This is a genomic window from Lactonifactor longoviformis (assembly GCF_042848515.1).
In the GTDB taxonomy this organism is placed as follows: domain Bacteria; phylum Bacillota; class Clostridia; order Lachnospirales; family Lachnospiraceae; genus Lactonifactor; species Lactonifactor longoviformis.
The window spans coordinates 2,529,936-2,545,049 of sequence record NZ_AP031453.1; the positions used below are offsets into that span (position 1 = coordinate 2,529,936).

The following is a 15,114-nucleotide window of genomic DNA, read 5'->3' on the forward strand; positions in this document are numbered from 1 at the left end:
TGCGTTTGAAATTATGGAGGCAGAGTTATGAGCGTATTTGCTGGCTGTATGGATGCGAGAAATATGATTCGTATAAAGGAAATAGACTGTCCTTCCTGTGAGAAGGCAAACGGTATAGAAATATTTGAAAAGGATGGCCTGACTGTGGGGGAAAGCAGCTGCACACAATGCGGATATTTTATTCCGGATGGAGTACACCTGATGAAATTTATAGAAGAGGAAGAATACTGATATGGATAATAAAAGAATTTCCTGCGGGGATACGACACTGTCTGCAGACCGTGCATTCTATGAGATGCTAAAACATGCGCGGGAATCTCTGGTGAGCCGCAGTCCGGAGGATATAGCAGGGAAAGCCGGAGCTGAATATGTGAAAGAGACTTCTTCTTTCAGAGTAAAAAGTCTCTCACAGATGATAGATATAGAGCTGCCCGGGTTTGAAATCAGACAAAAACTGAATCACTGGCACCACCTGCTGGTGCTGCATTATCTGAGCCTTGCTGATGGAATGCCTGTCTCCCCGCAATGGATATCATTTGGGGAATTGAAAGACGGGTTAATCAGAGGTACAAAATTCGCTCATACAGTAAATGAACAGCTGGGAAACCTTTTCGGCGAATTGTCCCAGGGAAAGGCAGAGGATATCTGCCGGCTTCTTGGGGCTGAAATTGTAGAATCCAGGGCGGACCTGTGTGCAGTATTTCCATTTCTTCCACGCTATCCCATAATGTTGAATCTATGGTTTGGAGATGAAGAATTCCCTGCGTCGGCAAGGCTTTTGGTACAAAAGAATGCAGATCATTATTTGACAGTAGAGGATGCTGTCACGGCAGGAGAGTTTATTATCAGTTTGTGTAAAGAGGCAAAGTTACAATGATTTTCTGAGATATCTGGTAACGGTGTACGCAGCAGCGGAAGTATGATATACTTTTTATAAACCCTTCGGGGAGCTGTAGTGGGTTAGCCCACCTTGTTCTGCTAAATTAGGTTCCGAAAGGAGATTTATATGAGAGTAAGAGTACAGGATGCAAGACAGGAAGGAAATTATTATTATACAGGATATGTAAAGCTCCATGATCTGGCCGACAGCATCAGAGGATATGCCTTTGAGAAAGAGGTACTGGACAAAGCAGTCATACATAAGAAAAATATGGAGGGATCAGTCCCGGTTTTTACAGTTACCTTTCGAATGGGACAGGATGCCAGTATCACAGAGGTGGGAGAGGATCTTATATTTGAGACTGTTGAGTATGAGATTCGGGACGGAAAAAGCAGAGCGGCGGCCGTTCTTTTAATGGAGCCTCATTTGATAGAGGAGGGAAGGGCGGCAGTAAAAATACTGCTGGTTTCAGAGGAAAAGATGGCTAAACTGGAAAAAAATGAATTGTAACAAGGAGAATAACTGACTTGAAGTTTTATTTTGCACCTATGGAGGGAATTACCGGCTACATTTACAGGACGGCCTATCACACGTATTTTGGGGGGATAGATAAATATTTTTCCCCTTTTATAGCGCCTAATCAGAACCGGAGTTTTAACGCCAAAGAATTAAACGATATACTTCCGGGACATAATGAGGGGATGTTGCTGGTTCCCCAGATACTGACCAACAGGCAGGAAGACTTTATTCGGGCAGCAAAGGATTTAAAAGGCCTGGGCTATAAAGAAGTGAATCTGAACCTGGGCTGTCCTTCCAGAACCGTAGTTTCTAAAAACAGGGGGTCCGGGTTTTTGGCTTGTCCTAAAGAACTGGATCAGTTTCTGGAGGATGTTTTTTCTAATTTGGATCTATCCATTTCCATAAAAACCAGAATTGGAAGGGATGACCCGGGAGAGTTTTACAGACTTATTGAAATATATAACAAATACCCCTTAAAAGAGCTGATTATACATCCGAGGATCCAGAGAGATTATTACAAAAATCACCCCAATCTTCAAGTGTTTTCTGATGCTTTGAAGCTAAGTAGAAATCCGGTATGTTATAACGGAGATCTTTTTACGACGGATGATTTTGTAGACTTTATCCGTCAGTTTCCAGAGACGGATACTGTGATGCTTGGCAGGGGAATACTATCAGATCCCGGTCTGATATGCCGTGTCAAGAACGGAGAGCTGCCAGATAAACAGCGTTACAGAGAATTTCATGATGCGGTTTATCGGGAATATCAAGAGGTTCTCTTTGGAGAAAAAACCGTACTTTTTAAGATGAAAGAGCTGTGGTCCTATATGGGAACCAATTTTACGAACAGTGGAAAGTATGTAAAGAAGATAAGAAAATGTGAAAAACTGTCAGTATATGAATCTATTGTAGAAGATTTGTTTCAAGAGCAGGAGATTTGGCACGAGAAATAGTGTCAAGTCTCCTGCTTTTTCCACCTGCTGCAGTGGCTTATTTTTTTATCATCTAATCTTCCGATTCCTCTTCCCGATAGATTCCCTTTTGTTTTAGTTCTTCAACTATCCTTTGGTATAACTCCTCCGGGGGTTTCCTATTGTCTGCCTCATCAGGCTTTAATCTGCTTTCAATGATTTTTCCTTCGATGATGATTCTTAATTTTTCAGTAAATTTCATGATTGCCTCCTTCTGCTCAATATTTTGAGCCTATTTGCTTACAGCATAACATATACTTTACTATATGCTCAATATAGTGAGCGAAAAGGCGGGTATTATGCAGAAACTTAAAAGTGGGGAAATGAACATAGGAAATAATTTACGCATGCTGAGAAAGCGCAGCAATCTCACTCAGGATATGCTGATCGCACAGCTGGATACTAACTTTGGTATCCGCATAACAAGAAGTAAATACTCCAGATATGAAACCGGTGAACTGAATGTACCGATTCAGCTGTTGGTTGCGCTTCATAAGCTGTATAAATGCAGCTACGACGAGTTCTTTGAAGGTCTGGATGTATAATTGTGCCATGGGTTCTTAAAAAAATCTTAATAATCTCCTGTTTTTTCCAATTCTATTGTAAATGTCAGGCTTTTTTAGTATAATTTAAACAATGTAGGAGTCTGCCTGCATAGAGGGTGAAGATTTTCGTTGAAGACAAAGGAGGTAATAAAATGGCAAAGAAAGGGTATAGGAAGAGAGTCCTGAGCTTTCTGCTTGCCGGATTGCTGGTGGGAACCACGGTGGGAAGCGATCTGGGCGTTACAGTTATGGCCAGCAGCACAGGAACAGAGACACCCGGAACCCCAAAGACAGCAGATACGGTTTTTATTGAAAACACTGGGTATGCGTCCTTGGAAGCGGCATTGAATGCGTTAAACGGGGCGGCGGCACAGATTGATTTGAAAGCGGATCAGACCATTAACAAGACATTAGTCTTGAAAAAAGGCCAGAAGATTTCTATTGTTCCCAAAGATGTCCCAAAAGTGACAATCTCCAGAGTGGATAAATTTGCCGGAGATATGTTTGATGTTACGGCTGAGAACGCTGTGCTTACCTTGGGCAAGCAGGGAATGACGGGCACCTTAGTGCTGGACGGCACTGCAAAAGGCTTGGATGCCGGAACCCCTGTGGGTGCAGTCGTTAAGAAAACCGGGGACGGTAATCTGGTGAAGAACGATAAGGCAGAGATCGTAAACAATATTCTAGGAACAGTTACTGTCACTGGCACTGCGGCAGTGGGACAGACATTAACTGCTGATGTAAGTAAAGTGAATCCTTCTAATGCTGCACAGAGCCTTGGCTATCAGTGGCAGAGATGCGAGGATGGGAAGCAACCTGTGGATATTGCAGGGGCTACTGCCAGCAAGTATACAATAACAAATGCAGATGTGGGAAATACCTTACAGGTAACGGTATCAGGTACAGCTGGCTTTACCGGTAATATTACAAGTGATAAGACAGCTAAAGTAATTAAAAATTCAATACCTGTACCTAATGTATCCGGAGAGGCTGAATATGGAGATAAGTTAGAGAAACTTAGCCTTGCTGGTGACAAGGGGACTTATGCTTGGAAAGATCCTTCAACGGTGTTAAGTGATGTAGGAGATATTGCATATGAAGCTACATTTACGCCAACAGATCCGGGAGCATATGATGCAGGTGATATAAGTGTCACAGTGTCAGTAAAGCCTAGAAAAGTTACAATCGATATAAAAAAGGATTTAAAAATGACATATGGTGGTACTTTTACTTCAAATAATCCATATGACGTAACATCTGGGACAGTCATTGACGGAGATGACTTGGGTTTGACTTACAAATCTAAGGCATTGGATCCTGGGGCGGCTGTTGGTAAATATAATGATGTCACAGCAGAGGCTTCTAATCCTAAATATATCGTGACAGTTAATACAGGTGAAATAGAGATTGAAAAAGCTAAAACTAAACTGAGTATAGAAGCAAAAGCTGTGGATAATGGTGGTTTGGCAATTGAGCTGACAGTTACTGCCGCACCGAACGGAACCGGAAATACGCCTACCGGTGCAATTAAGTTTTCTCAGGGGACAAAATTGCTGGAGAATAATGTTGTAGCCCTTAATAATGGGAAGGCAACATATCTATATAAGGTGGACGCAGTAGGCCAGAAGCTGTCATTTAAGGCCGAATACCAGCCAGATGCTGATTCAAACTACAGCGGTGCTGCCGAAGATGCAGTGATTGAGGTTACACCGAAAAAGCTGGAACAAACTCTTTCCATTGAGGAAGTAAAGGATAAAGTCTTCGGCGATGCTCCATTCGAGCTTAATGTGTCAGGGGCTAAAGGAAACGGTAAGATGACATTTAGTGTAGAAGAGGGCAAAGACGTTATCTCAGTGGATGAGAAAGGAAAAGTGACGATTAAAGCTGCAGGTGAAGCAACGGTTAAGGTAACAAAGGAAGAAGATGCGAACTATAAATCAGCGACAGCTTCACTAGACATTACCGTTGATCCAATGAAACTAACTGCTGATGATGTAAAAATCACTGGTATCTCTTCATCTTATACTTCGACTGGCAAACAAATCAAACCTACACCTACCGTTAAACTTGGTGATAAAAAGCTTAAAAAAGGCACAGATTATGATCTGGAATACGGTAAAAACACATCCGTGGGAACAGGAACCGTAGAAATTAAATTCAAGGGCAACTATACGGGAACGATAAAGAAAACATTCAAGATAACAAAAAAATCACCTGCTTCTCCTAAGAAAAGCAATGCGAAAAAATCAACAACCTCCAAGACGAAAGGCGCAAAGACAGCAGATAATACACCAATTAGCAGTGCAATGTTAGCTCTCTTATTGTCCGGAACAGTTGGTGGTGCAATCATCTATAAAAGGAGAAGAACAACCAAATAACGGCAAATAAAAAAGTAACACCTCGCAGCCCGGAGGTGTTGCTTTTTTATTTGCACAGATGATAAATAAAAGCAGTTTAGTTAATATATCAGAAAAAGAGAAACTGGGGACAGGGCAGTTGTAAAAGGGGACACCCCTTGCCTATTTTGGGACGTGTTCTTTCTAGAAAGAACACGTCCCAAAATCTCCAAAGTATCTTTTTAGATGTACTTCCATTTGCTCCATGTGTGTTTTGGTCTCTGGGTTTTCATACGTAATTCTGTGTATTATACGGGAGATGTAGTTCTGCTCATGGATGATATCCCGGCTTGCCTGAAAGTTTATATCATAAAAGTAAGCGATATAGGATACCCAGTAGTCCATAGGTGTGATTCTCTGGGAGGATTCTATGCATTGGTTGTGAAAGAATGCCTCTGCAATGTGAGGACTTATCTGGGAACGTCCAAGCTCTTTTGGGGATATGCCCAGCAGTGTCTCTATGGGCTCTTCTAATTTGACCCGGCAGTTATCCAGCTTGTCGGCATCTCTTATCAGCTTCGCGTGAAGCTGAGTCTGGGGATGAGGTATGCTTCTCAGAATATAATCACTGTGGAGAGCGATGGCTGTACGGATTACGGAATCCCAGGACGGATCCTCTATAAACTGCCGGATCATGCCTTCCTCAAATAGTATCTGTACTCCGTAGGCTGCGTGGTCCATGGTATCTGGCTGGAAGCTGTCAAAGCGTTTTAGCTGTTCAAACCTGCCAATATCGTGGAGAAGGGCTATGATTTTTGCCAGATCGGTATCCTGGCTGGAGAGCTTCATGCGGCGGGAAATTTCTTCGCTGTATGTCATAACTCCGTAGGTGTGGATGATTTTAAGCCGGATCTTATCATCCTTCCGATTGTAGCTGTCCAGATAAGTTTCAAATGCCTGATGTGCCTTTTTAAAATCAATCATGATCTGAGCCTCCCTGAATGAGTATGGATTGGAGGGCGTTTGCCTGTTTTTGCATGGAAAGCAGATCTGCAGGCTCTATCTCAAGCGTGAGCGCTTTTGCATTGTCACGTATTTGCTCCGGCCTGCGGGCACCGCAGAGAATGTTGAGTTCTTTCATGGATGCCGCTGTAAAACAGATGATGAGATTCGCCAGAGAACAGCTGTATTTTTCTGTCAGAGGTTTCCAGTCATCCAAAAGGCGGAGGACATGCTTCCTGTTTTCCTGCTGCCAGTAATGGTTCTTGTTTCTGATATCTTCCGAGGAAAGGATAGTGTCAGCAGTTACTTTCCCTGTCAGCAGTCCTTGTTCCAGCGGAGAATAGGCCTGGACCGAGACCCCAAGTTCCCGGCATACGGGAACCAGGTCCCTGGCGATATGGGGATCAAGGATACTGTATTTTTCCTGAATCACATCCAGTTGTCCGTATCGGCAGTAGCTTCGTATGATCTCCGGAGTTACATTAGATGCTCCCACCGCCCGAATCTTCCCTTCCTTTTTCAAGGACATGAGTGTCTCTACAGTTTCTTCCAGAGGATAGAGAGCAGGATCCGGGGTCTGCCAGTGGGTGTACAGTATATCAATATAATCGCTTCCAAGTCTGAGTAGACTGTTTTCAAGACTTTTTCGGATTCCCTGGGGGGAGAGATCGCGGTACACATTTTTGCCCTCCATTACTTTATGGAAGCAGGGGGTCTCATAGTCCCACTCCAGGCCGCATTTGGTTGACAAAATAACTTCACTGCGCCTACCTCTCAGTGCCTTCCCAAGAACCTCCTCACTGTGACCGATCCCATAAACCGGTGCGGTATCAAACCATCGGATACCCAGAGCAACAGCTTCTTCTATGGTTCTCACTGAGACCGCGTCATCATTTTCTCCCCACCAGGTGCCTCCCCCGATAGCCCAGGTGCCCATTGAAATATAAGGTGTCCGGATACCGGACCTTCCGATAGATAAAAGATTCATATAGATTCCTGCTTTCTGAATGTTTATGTATGCAATGCTACTTAGATGATAAATGCAGCCGCGGGGGATGTCAAGCCGCTCAGATAGGTGTCCCCTCTATACATTAAAAATAATGTCAAATTTTGGCGGACAAGCAGTATAAAATGGTGTAAAATAGATACTGTTTAAAACAAGCTTTGAGCCAATATAAGGAGACAGGGAGAGATAAAGAGTATGAGTGCATTAGAAAGTGTGATACTTATTACAGCGGCCGCGGGAGTCGGAGGAACCGGATTGGGCGGGATTATAGGAGGTCTGTTTAAAAAGGACTCTACGAAAACCGTGAGTCTTTTGTTAAGCTTTGCAGGGGGAGTCATGCTGAGCATCGTGTGCTTTGATTTATTAATAAGTGCAATCAACACTAAGACCAATATAGGTATCATTATTGCCGGGGTTCTTATAGGAATAGCCCTGGTGTCTCTTTTGAATTATATCATTGACAAACGTACCAACTCTGAGGTGCCTCACATAGATGCGGATCATCCCCGCACGGCAGACGACCTGAAGGAGTTAATTCACAGCGATCACCTTGAGACTCACAGAAGGAATAAAGATTCCAGAGCATCTCTGTTTATTGCCGGGGCGGTTATGGCCTGCGCCATAGCGCTACATAATCTGCCGGAGGGAATGACCATAGGGGCATCCTTTGCAAATTCCAAGAGTCTTTTTACGGGCTCTGCTCTGGTACTGGCAGTTCTCATCGGGCTGCACAACATACCGGAGGGAATGGCAGTGGCAGTGCCCCTCATAAGCGGCGGAATGAGCAGGGGAAGAGCCATAGCAGTGACGGCATTGAGCGGGGCCCCTACTATAATAGGAGCTCTGCTTGGTTTCTGGCTGGGTGACATCGGCCCTCTGGGGCTTGCTTTAAGTCTTTGTTTTGCCAGCGGTGCCATGCTCTATGTTGTATTCGGGGAGATTCTGCCCCAGGCTATTCTTATGTACCGCAGCAAATCCCCGGCATTCTCCGTAATTGTGGGTATGATGGTGGGAATCCTGATTATATATCTGTAGAACGCCAATACTTTGAAAGTGATCATTATACGAGGAGATGAGAGAATGAGAAATAATGAAATCGTGATTATCAGCGGAGAAGATTATAAAGAGATGACAAAACGTATTCTGGAGGAATCGGATCTTGAAGCCCGTATACCGGACAAAAACTTCCGTATCGGGATAAAGCCCAATCTGGTATCTCCTTCTGCACCTTCCTGGGGAGCTACCACTCACCCGGAGATTGTAGCAGGCATCATCGAATACCTGCAGGAGCGGGGCTATAGAAATCTTGTGGTTCTGGAAGGATCCTGGGTAGGGGATAAAACCTGGGATACTGTAGAGGCATGCGGTTACGACAGGCTGTTTTCTGAATACCAGGTAGAATTTACAGATACCCAGAAGGACGGACACAAAAGCTGCAGCTGCGCAGGGATGAATCTTGAGATCTGCGACAGTGTTTCCGCCCTGGATTTTCTAATTAATGTACCGGTTCTAAAAGGCCACTGCCAGACAAAGATAACCTGTGCCCTGAAGAACATGAAGGGCCTGATACCGAACAAAGAAAAGAGGCGCTTCCATACCATGGGGCTACACAAGCCTATTGCCCATCTGAATGCGGGAATCCGGCAGGATTTCATTGTAGTGGATAATATCTGCGGGGATTTGGATTTTGAGGATGGTGGAAATCCGGTAGTTATGAACCGCATTCTCACAGCTGCAGATCCGGTACTCTGTGATGCCTATGTGTGCAGTCTTTTACAGTATGACATATCCGATGTGCCGTATATTAAACTGGCGGCTGAGCTGGGAGTTGGCTGCTGTGATCTTACAAAGGCTGTGATCCGTTTTTGCGGCCAGGAGGAAGAACTGCAGAAGATATCTTCTCCAAGAAAAATTGTAGAGCTTCAGGACGCAGTGGAGGAGGTGGACTCCTGCAGTGCCTGTTACGGATACCTTATACCGGCCCTGGACAGATTAAAAGAAGAAGGGCTTCTGAAACAGCTGCATACGAAGATCTCCATTGGACAGGGTTATAAAGGCAAAAAGGGGCTGCTGGGGATCGGAAATTGTACCAGGGGATTCAAATGTTACCTAAAGGGCTGTCCGCCTACGGAAAACCAGGTATATGATTTCCTGAAGGACTATATTGAAAACCAGGAGCAATAGGAAGAAACGTGAGATAAAATAATGTTGTACACCCTGAATTCTTACATTATAATAGATAATATAAAAGTGTTTATACAGCGTACAGTGTTCGGGGAGGTGTACAGGTGATGAAGAGAAGAATTTATCTGGTTACCGGGGCCAATGGCCATCTGGGCAGTACTTTAATCAGACTGCTCCAAAAAAGGCACGAGAATGTAAGGGGGCTTATACTTCCAGGGGAAAAAGAGAACCTTCTGAAAGGAGTGGATTACGTCTGCGGTGATGTGCGGCATCTGCAGGAATTGGAACCCCTGTTTGCGGGAACGAAGGGATCCAGTATCATTTTGCTGCATACGGCAGGGATCGTAGATATCTCAGGGAAATTAACCAGAAGGATGTACGAAGTCAATGTGCTGGGAACGAGAACAATCTTGGCAGCCTGCAGAAAGTATAAGGTTGACAGGCTGGTCTATGTAAGTTCTGTACATGCCATTCCGGAGGGGGACAGGCTGCATGTGATAAGAGAAGCAAAACAATTTTCCCCTGATTTGGTAGCAGGCGGATATGCCAAGACTAAGGCACAGGCCACCAGGGAGGTGCTCAGAAGCGCCGGACGAGGTACAAATGCCGTGGTGGTGCATCCCTCTGGGATACTTGGGCCTTATGACAAAAAGGGGAACTATGTTGTCCAGTTTATATACGATTATATGAAAGGAAGCCTTCCCGCAGGAGTAAAGGGCGGTTATGATTTTGTAGATGTCCGTGACGTAGCGGAAGGATGTCTCGCAGCGGCAGAACAGGGAACATGCGGGGAATGCTACATTTTGTCTAACCGCCATTATGAGATCCGTGAAGTTATTAAAATGATACGGCAGATTCAGGGAGGACGCTGCCTCCCGGTGCTGCCGGTATGGGTGGCAAGGGCGTCGGTACCTTTAATAGGATTCTACGCCCGATGCAGAAAAAAACGCCCCTTATATACCAGCTATTCTCTGTATACGCTGACCAGCAACGACAGGTTTTCTCATGATAAAGCCACCAGTGAACTGGGGTACATTCCGAGAGATCTGTATGATACAGTGACAGACACCATTCGCTGGCTGGATATAAAAAATCGTTGAGGGAGGTGCCTATGGAATATTTAGAAGATATACTGATTCTGGTAACGCGGGCAGCAATTCTGATTTTCGAGTGCATCGGAGTGGGTGTCATTACCTTTTCAGGCCTCCAGGGGATTGTAAATTACATACGCAGAAAACCCAATACCAGGCTGATCCTGGCAAAAGGACTTTCCATGGGACTGGAATTCAAGCTGGGAGGAGAGATTCTGCGCACGGTTATTATCAGGGATATGTCTGAGATTATTATGGTTGGCGCAATCATTATTCTTAGGACCATACTGGCAGTTCTTATTAACTGGGAAATTAAAAATGAAGAGGAGGAGTATGAATTCAGTCACCAAAGGGGGGAGGAGAAAGAAGGACCTGGGGATTCCCGGCCATAAGCAGTCTATAGGATCTGTACCGATATCTGAGTGATATAATTTTCATATCCATACATGGTAAGCTCGTCAAATAGACTGTCTTCATAAAAGAAATCCCCAAGCGTTAACTTATTTTCCCGTGCATAGGAAAAGAGCCGGTTATAAGAGTCCCCAATGGTTTTCCAATGCCCTTTGTGATACACAAAAAGGTATCTTCCCCCAGGTTTTAGCCGGTATCTGATTTTGGATGGCGGAGCATCCAGGATCAGATAAATATTCCGGTAATCGTCATAGATTCCCTTTTCTATCTGAGCCCTGCTGTGGAGGTATCCGATATTGTGAGTACTCTTGAACCCCAGCTTTTCACAGTAATCGATAAGTTCTCCGATTTTCAGAGCCAGGGAAAAATCATCTGCGGCATCTGCATGGGAGGCTATATAATATTGGGCATTGCATTCTTTTTCCTGAATCTTAGTGTAATCCTGCTCCAGCGCGTCGGTGATGAACTGTCTTTTGCGGCGGAGCCACTTTTTCGTTTTTTTCAGCTGGGACAGTTTCCCGTCAATAATGGCCTCTTCCTTTTCCAGTAATTGAAGCAGAGCTCCGGGACTTTTATGTTCCAGATAAGATTTGATCTCTTTTAACGGCATATCCAGTTCTTTTAGTGTCCAGATGACATCAAACACATCCAGCTGGGATACGGTATAGTATCTGTAATTGTTATCTCCCTTCACCGCAGGAGAAAACAGGCCAATCTCATCATAGTGAAATAAGGTGTGTTTGGTTACCCCGGTAAGCCTGGCAAACTCTCCGGTGGTTAAATACATTTCTTTCTGATTCATGATTTTTTCCTCTTGACTATCGGGTTACCCTATACCATATCATATCTAATAAGGGCGCAAAATGCAAGAAAATGAGGTGATATTATGACAAAATCAATCGGACAGGACTTTAAATTTTTTACATTACTAAAGTTTGCGCTGCCCTCTATGGCAATGATGGTATTCATGTCTTTGTACACAATTATTGACGGGGTATTTATATCCAGACTGGTAGGCAGTGATGCGCTGTCTGCAGCTAATATTATATATCCGGCGGTAAATATTCTGATTGCTGCAGGAGTTATGCTGGCAACCGGAGGAAGCGCTATCATTGCTAAAAAGATAGGGGAAAGGAAAGAGAAGGAGGCAAAAGAAAATTTCACCATGATTGTTACGGTGGGGGTTCTCTTTGGAGCCACGGCATTGGCGGCGGGAAATCTATTCATCCATCCCCTGGTAACGGCAATGGGGGCAACGGAGAGGATTATGGAATACTGTATTACATATCTGAGTATTCTGCTGTTCTTTGCACCTGCCTGTATGCTTCAGCTGCTGTTCCAGAGCTTTTTTGTAACTGCCGGCCGCCCGGGGATAGGTCTGGCGGTCACTGTGGCAGGAGGAATTACCAATGCTGTCCTGGACTATATACTGATGGGGCCTCTGCAGATGGGGATCGCAGGAGCGGCGCTGGCAACCGGCTTCGGACAGCTTATCCCGGCGGTTTCGGGTCTTATCTACTTTGCTTCCCGGAACCATGATCTGCACTTTATCCGTCCCAGACTTGACTGGAAGGTACTGGGGGACAGCTGTTTGAACGGTTCCTCGGAGATGGTGACGAATCTGTCAACCGCTATTGTTACGTTCCTGTTTAATATTATTATGCTGAGACTTCTGGGAGAAGAAGGGGTAGCCGCTATTACCATTGTATTATACGGCCAGTTTCTGTTTAATGCCCTGTACCTGGGCTTCTCTATTGGGGTGGCTCCTGTCTTCAGCTTTAATTATGGGAGCAAGAATGAGAAGCTGCTGAAGCGAATCTATAAAATATGCATTAGTTTTATCGGGATCTCCTCCGTGCTGATCTGCATCTTTGCATTAGCCGGATCTTCTATAATTGTAGAGATCTTCACACCCAAAAGCTCTGCAATCTATGAGATTGCAAGAAGAGGGTTCTTCTTATTTTCCTTTAACTATGTATTTGCCGGAATCAATATTTTTGCGTCCGCTATGTTCACGGCATTTTCCAATGGAAAGGTTTCAGCTGCGATATCCTTTTTAAGGACCTTTGTGTTCATCGTAGCCAGTGTATTATTACTTCCGTATCTGATCGGTGTTGACGGCGTGTGGTTTGCAGTCCCTCTGGCTGAAGGGATGACGATATTTGTTTCTGTTTATTTTTTCAGGGCAAAAAAAGAGGTTTATCATTATGGCACACCCAGGGTTCTCACGGAAAATTAAAGCATTCAAACGGCACATCCGCCGCTTTGCAGGTGATATATCCTGTGAAGCGGCGGATGTTATTTGTTATTCTAAATTATACAGGCAAAGCAATATTCACGATGAAGGCTTGATTTACCTGCTTAATATCCAGAATTCCTTTATAACGATCTACGATTTTTTCCAGAATAATTAAACCGTAACCATGAGCTTTAATGCCCTCTACGTCCTTTTCCTCTTTGCATTCGGTTTTGTCAGCTATACCATTTTCACAGTAAATACACAAGAAATTGTTTTTGACATAGAGATTAAGGGTAATATAGCGATCTTTTTCCTCAAGAAGACTTGTGGCGGCAAGTGCGTTGTCCAAAACATTCATGAGCAGAGAACAGAGATCCGAATCGGCGATATTCAGCTTCTCTGGGGCCGATGCATGACGTATGGTTATCTGGATTCCCTCTTTCATTGCAGAAGACAGCTTGCTGTTGACAATCGTATTAATCATGTAGTTTTGTGTGTTGACTATAGGTGTCACATCGTCAGCCCGCTGAATGATTTCATAAGTATACTCCAGCGCCTTTTCGCTATCGTTCTTCTCCAGCAGGGTGGCCAGGAGTGAGAAGTGCTTTTTTTCATCATGACGCAGCATCATAACCTGCTCCGTATATTGGTTCAATTGGCGATAGCTTTCCTGTGCCAGTTCGTTTTTTAAACGAAGTAACTCTATGGAAGTATATTTACGAACAACTCCCAGAATAAAACGATAGAGGCTGATAATAAAACTGGAAAAGGAAAGAAAACAACTGACAATCAGCATGTAGTAGTAGGGGCCTCGTATTTCTGTGGTATAACTTTGAAGATATTGTGTGATCCAGTTATTCATCTCTGCAGAGCTTCCTATAAACTGTAAAGCATAAAGGATTGCGCCAACGGGCACTGCCGCCAGGGCAGCGACAGTAAAAATTCCCAGCATGCGGTAAAATCCATTCCCCTTTTTTAGTTCTGGAATCATAAAAATAAAAATGACCAAAAGTCCTGTAAGTCCTGCATATTCTGGAAGATTCAGGAGCACACCGTACAGAGGATACTCAAAGACAATCGTCGTATTATTAGTCAGGTACAGACATATCAGAGATATCAGCTGTAAAACAACAAAAGGCAGATAGATTTTCCTGCATCTGTTCATACGAATAAAAAGAAAGAGCATCAGGAAACTGACACTGCCATAACGAAGATAGATTTCTGCAAAGTCCAGTTTATACCCGAAATAAATTCCAAAGTAGGGAGAACGAAAGATAACATCAGCCATCCAGAGCAGACAAAAGAAAGCCAGAAAAAAGAGACCCCAGTCTGCTTCCCTGTGAAAACACTGATATAAAAACAAACTTAGCAAAAAAAAGCCCAGGATAGCCAGCAGGATGGCAGGATAGGCAGTTTTAGTTGCACTGGAAACGTTTAGGCTTTCTAAGGCGTAAGTACTGTACACAGAAACGTTACAGGGGTAAATGGTCATAAGATCCCCGGAAGCCTCTGCAAAGGGCTGGCAGGCAGCTATGGTTAGTGTCTTTCCCAGACAATCAGGAGGCAGGGACAGCCTGAGCCCATTGGGGCGCTCTTTGGGAAGATGGGAGAGAGCCACATATCCGATACGATTATCTGCTGCACTGTTGTCTGTATACAGAAGATCCTCGTCCAGGAAAATGGAGATTTGACTTGTGACAGCATCAATTTCCAGTATAATATCGCTGTAATTCTCCTGGATTTTTCTGGACATATAGTATGTTTGGCCTTCATAGTCAAGACCCGTATAAGAGTAACCGTCTGCAGTGCTAAGTGATTTTATTGTACCCTGCTCGTTAGTATAAAGTTCCCATTCCTGTTCATTTCCTGGCTCCATTACCGAGATATTTTTATATTCCCCTGAGAGAGGAAACAGATATATAAAAAGCAG

General features: G+C 44.1%; 16 protein-coding genes. 11 read left to right on the forward strand and 5 right to left on the reverse strand.

Translation table 11 applies throughout. The features are described 5' to 3' along the window. The first annotated feature begins 27 nt into the window (after positions 1-27). The 4 genes from ACGHCT_RS11615 (at position 28) to ACGHCT_RS11630 (ending at position 2,352) form a co-directional block, all read left to right on the forward strand. On the forward strand, positions 28-231 hold the full coding sequence (locus ACGHCT_RS11615) for a hypothetical protein (RefSeq protein WP_390436002.1): 204 nt from the start codon (positions 28-30) through the stop codon (positions 229-231). 1 nt (position 232) lies between these two features. After that, on the forward strand, positions 233-877 hold the full coding sequence (locus ACGHCT_RS11620; protein WP_390436004.1) for a DUF3786 domain-containing protein: 645 nt from the start codon (positions 233-235) through the stop codon (positions 875-877). A 129-nt stretch (positions 878-1,006) separates the two neighbouring features. Next, positions 1,007-1,390, forward strand: a complete 384-nt coding sequence (locus tag ACGHCT_RS11625) for a hypothetical protein (RefSeq protein ID WP_256282397.1) — start codon at positions 1,007-1,009, stop codon at positions 1,388-1,390. A gap of 17 nt (positions 1,391-1,407) precedes the next feature. Beyond that, a complete protein-coding gene (locus ACGHCT_RS11630; protein WP_390436006.1) occupies positions 1,408-2,352 on the forward strand; it encodes a tRNA dihydrouridine synthase in 945 nt (314 codons plus the stop codon). 52 nt (positions 2,353-2,404) lie between these two features. Here the strand turns inward: ACGHCT_RS11630 and ACGHCT_RS11635 are convergent, their stop codons facing one another. Continuing rightward, a complete protein-coding gene (locus tag ACGHCT_RS11635; RefSeq protein ID WP_158641001.1) occupies positions 2,405-2,572 on the reverse strand; it encodes a hypothetical protein in 168 nt (55 codons plus the stop codon). A gap of 97 nt (positions 2,573-2,669) precedes the next feature. Here ACGHCT_RS11635 and ACGHCT_RS11640 point away from each other — a divergent pair, with 97 nt between their 5' ends. Continuing rightward, positions 2,670-2,915, forward strand: coding sequence for a helix-turn-helix domain-containing protein (locus ACGHCT_RS11640; RefSeq protein ID WP_072851876.1), 246 nt, complete (start codon positions 2,670-2,672; stop codon positions 2,913-2,915). Between the two features lie 152 nt (positions 2,916-3,067). Further along, complete coding sequence (locus ACGHCT_RS11645) at positions 3,068-5,293, forward strand: hypothetical protein (protein ID WP_390436009.1); 2,226 nt, start codon at positions 3,068-3,070, stop codon at positions 5,291-5,293. Between the two features lie 162 nt (positions 5,294-5,455). Here ACGHCT_RS11645 and ACGHCT_RS11650 read toward each other — a convergent pair whose 3' ends face one another. Then, complete coding sequence (locus ACGHCT_RS11650) at positions 5,456-6,235, reverse strand: HD domain-containing protein (protein ID WP_226904375.1); 780 nt, start codon at positions 6,233-6,235, stop codon at positions 5,456-5,458. Continuing rightward, positions 6,228-7,241, reverse strand: coding sequence for an aldo/keto reductase (locus tag ACGHCT_RS11655; RefSeq protein ID WP_390436011.1), 1,014 nt, complete (start codon positions 7,239-7,241; stop codon positions 6,228-6,230). The genes ACGHCT_RS11650 and ACGHCT_RS11655 overlap by 8 nt, the downstream gene beginning before the upstream one ends. 213 nt (positions 7,242-7,454) lie before the next feature. Here ACGHCT_RS11655 and ACGHCT_RS11660 point away from each other — a divergent pair, with 213 nt between their 5' ends. The 4 genes from ACGHCT_RS11660 (at position 7,455) to ACGHCT_RS11675 (ending at position 10,926) form a co-directional block, all read left to right on the forward strand. Continuing rightward, complete coding sequence (locus ACGHCT_RS11660) at positions 7,455-8,294, forward strand: ZIP family metal transporter (protein WP_072851871.1); 840 nt, start codon at positions 7,455-7,457, stop codon at positions 8,292-8,294. 45 nt (positions 8,295-8,339) lie between these two features. Then, entirely contained in the window at positions 8,340-9,443 is a 1,104-nt protein-coding gene (locus ACGHCT_RS11665; protein ID WP_390436013.1) for a DUF362 domain-containing protein, read from the forward strand. Positions 9,444-9,550: 107 nt separating this feature from the next. Continuing rightward, positions 9,551-10,543, forward strand: a complete 993-nt coding sequence (locus ACGHCT_RS11670) for an NAD-dependent epimerase/dehydratase family protein (RefSeq protein ID WP_390436014.1) — start codon at positions 9,551-9,553, stop codon at positions 10,541-10,543. Between the two features lie 11 nt (positions 10,544-10,554). Next, positions 10,555-10,926 carry a DUF1622 domain-containing protein gene (locus ACGHCT_RS11675; RefSeq protein ID WP_154260336.1) on the forward strand — a complete coding sequence of 124 codons (372 nt, stop codon included), beginning with the start codon at positions 10,555-10,557 and terminating at the stop codon, positions 10,924-10,926. A 5-nt stretch (positions 10,927-10,931) separates the two neighbouring features. Here ACGHCT_RS11675 and ACGHCT_RS11680 read toward each other — a convergent pair whose 3' ends face one another. Further along, positions 10,932-11,747 carry a MerR family transcriptional regulator gene (locus ACGHCT_RS11680; protein ID WP_390436016.1) on the reverse strand — a complete coding sequence of 272 codons (816 nt, stop codon included), beginning with the start codon at positions 11,745-11,747 and terminating at the stop codon, positions 10,932-10,934. Positions 11,748-11,831: 84 nt separating this feature from the next. Between ACGHCT_RS11680 and ACGHCT_RS11685 the strand changes: the two genes are divergently transcribed. After that, on the forward strand, positions 11,832-13,184 hold the full coding sequence (locus ACGHCT_RS11685; protein ID WP_154260332.1) for an MATE family efflux transporter: 1,353 nt from the start codon (positions 11,832-11,834) through the stop codon (positions 13,182-13,184). 76 nt (positions 13,185-13,260) lie between these two features. On the opposite strand, the gene ACGHCT_RS11690 is transcribed toward ACGHCT_RS11685, so the two are convergent. Further along, the gene (locus tag ACGHCT_RS11690; protein ID WP_390436018.1) at positions 13,261-15,060 is read right to left on the reverse strand and encodes a sensor histidine kinase; all 1,800 of its coding nucleotides are present in this window, start codon (positions 15,058-15,060) and stop codon (positions 13,261-13,263) included. Between the last annotated feature and the right edge of the window lie 54 nt (positions 15,061-15,114).

Bases quoted from the DNA above. Each gene is read 5' to 3' on its own strand.
- ACGHCT_RS11615 (WP_390436002.1), top strand. From the start codon at position 28: ATGAGCGTATTTGCTGGCTGTATGGATGCGAGAAATATGATTCGTATA.
- ACGHCT_RS11620 (WP_390436004.1), top strand. From the start codon at position 233: ATGGATAATAAAAGAATTTCCTGCGGGGATACGACACTGTCTGCAGAC.
- ACGHCT_RS11625 (WP_256282397.1), top strand. From the start codon at position 1,007: ATGAGAGTAAGAGTACAGGATGCAAGACAGGAAGGAAATTATTATTAT.
- ACGHCT_RS11635 (WP_158641001.1), bottom strand. From the start codon at position 2,572: ATGAAATTTACTGAAAAATTAAGAATCATCATCGAAGGAAAAATCATT.
- ACGHCT_RS11640 (WP_072851876.1), top strand. From the start codon at position 2,670: ATGCAGAAACTTAAAAGTGGGGAAATGAACATAGGAAATAATTTACGC.
- ACGHCT_RS11645 (WP_390436009.1), top strand. From the start codon at position 3,068: ATGGCAAAGAAAGGGTATAGGAAGAGAGTCCTGAGCTTTCTGCTTGCC.
- ACGHCT_RS11650 (WP_226904375.1), bottom strand. From the start codon at position 6,235: ATGATTGATTTTAAAAAGGCACATCAGGCATTTGAAACTTATCTGGAC.
- ACGHCT_RS11655 (WP_390436011.1), bottom strand. From the start codon at position 7,241: ATGAATCTTTTATCTATCGGAAGGTCCGGTATCCGGACACCTTATATT.
- ACGHCT_RS11660 (WP_072851871.1), top strand. From the start codon at position 7,455: ATGAGTGCATTAGAAAGTGTGATACTTATTACAGCGGCCGCGGGAGTC.
- ACGHCT_RS11665 (WP_390436013.1), top strand. From the start codon at position 8,340: ATGAGAAATAATGAAATCGTGATTATCAGCGGAGAAGATTATAAAGAG.
- ACGHCT_RS11670 (WP_390436014.1), top strand. From the start codon at position 9,551: ATGAAGAGAAGAATTTATCTGGTTACCGGGGCCAATGGCCATCTGGGC.
- ACGHCT_RS11675 (WP_154260336.1), top strand. From the start codon at position 10,555: ATGGAATATTTAGAAGATATACTGATTCTGGTAACGCGGGCAGCAATT.
- ACGHCT_RS11680 (WP_390436016.1), bottom strand. From the start codon at position 11,747: ATGAATCAGAAAGAAATGTATTTAACCACCGGAGAGTTTGCCAGGCTT.
- ACGHCT_RS11685 (WP_154260332.1), top strand. From the start codon at position 11,832: ATGACAAAATCAATCGGACAGGACTTTAAATTTTTTACATTACTAAAG.
- ACGHCT_RS11690 (WP_390436018.1), bottom strand. From the start codon at position 15,060: ATGGAGCCAGGAAATGAACAGGAATGGGAACTTTATACTAACGAGCAG.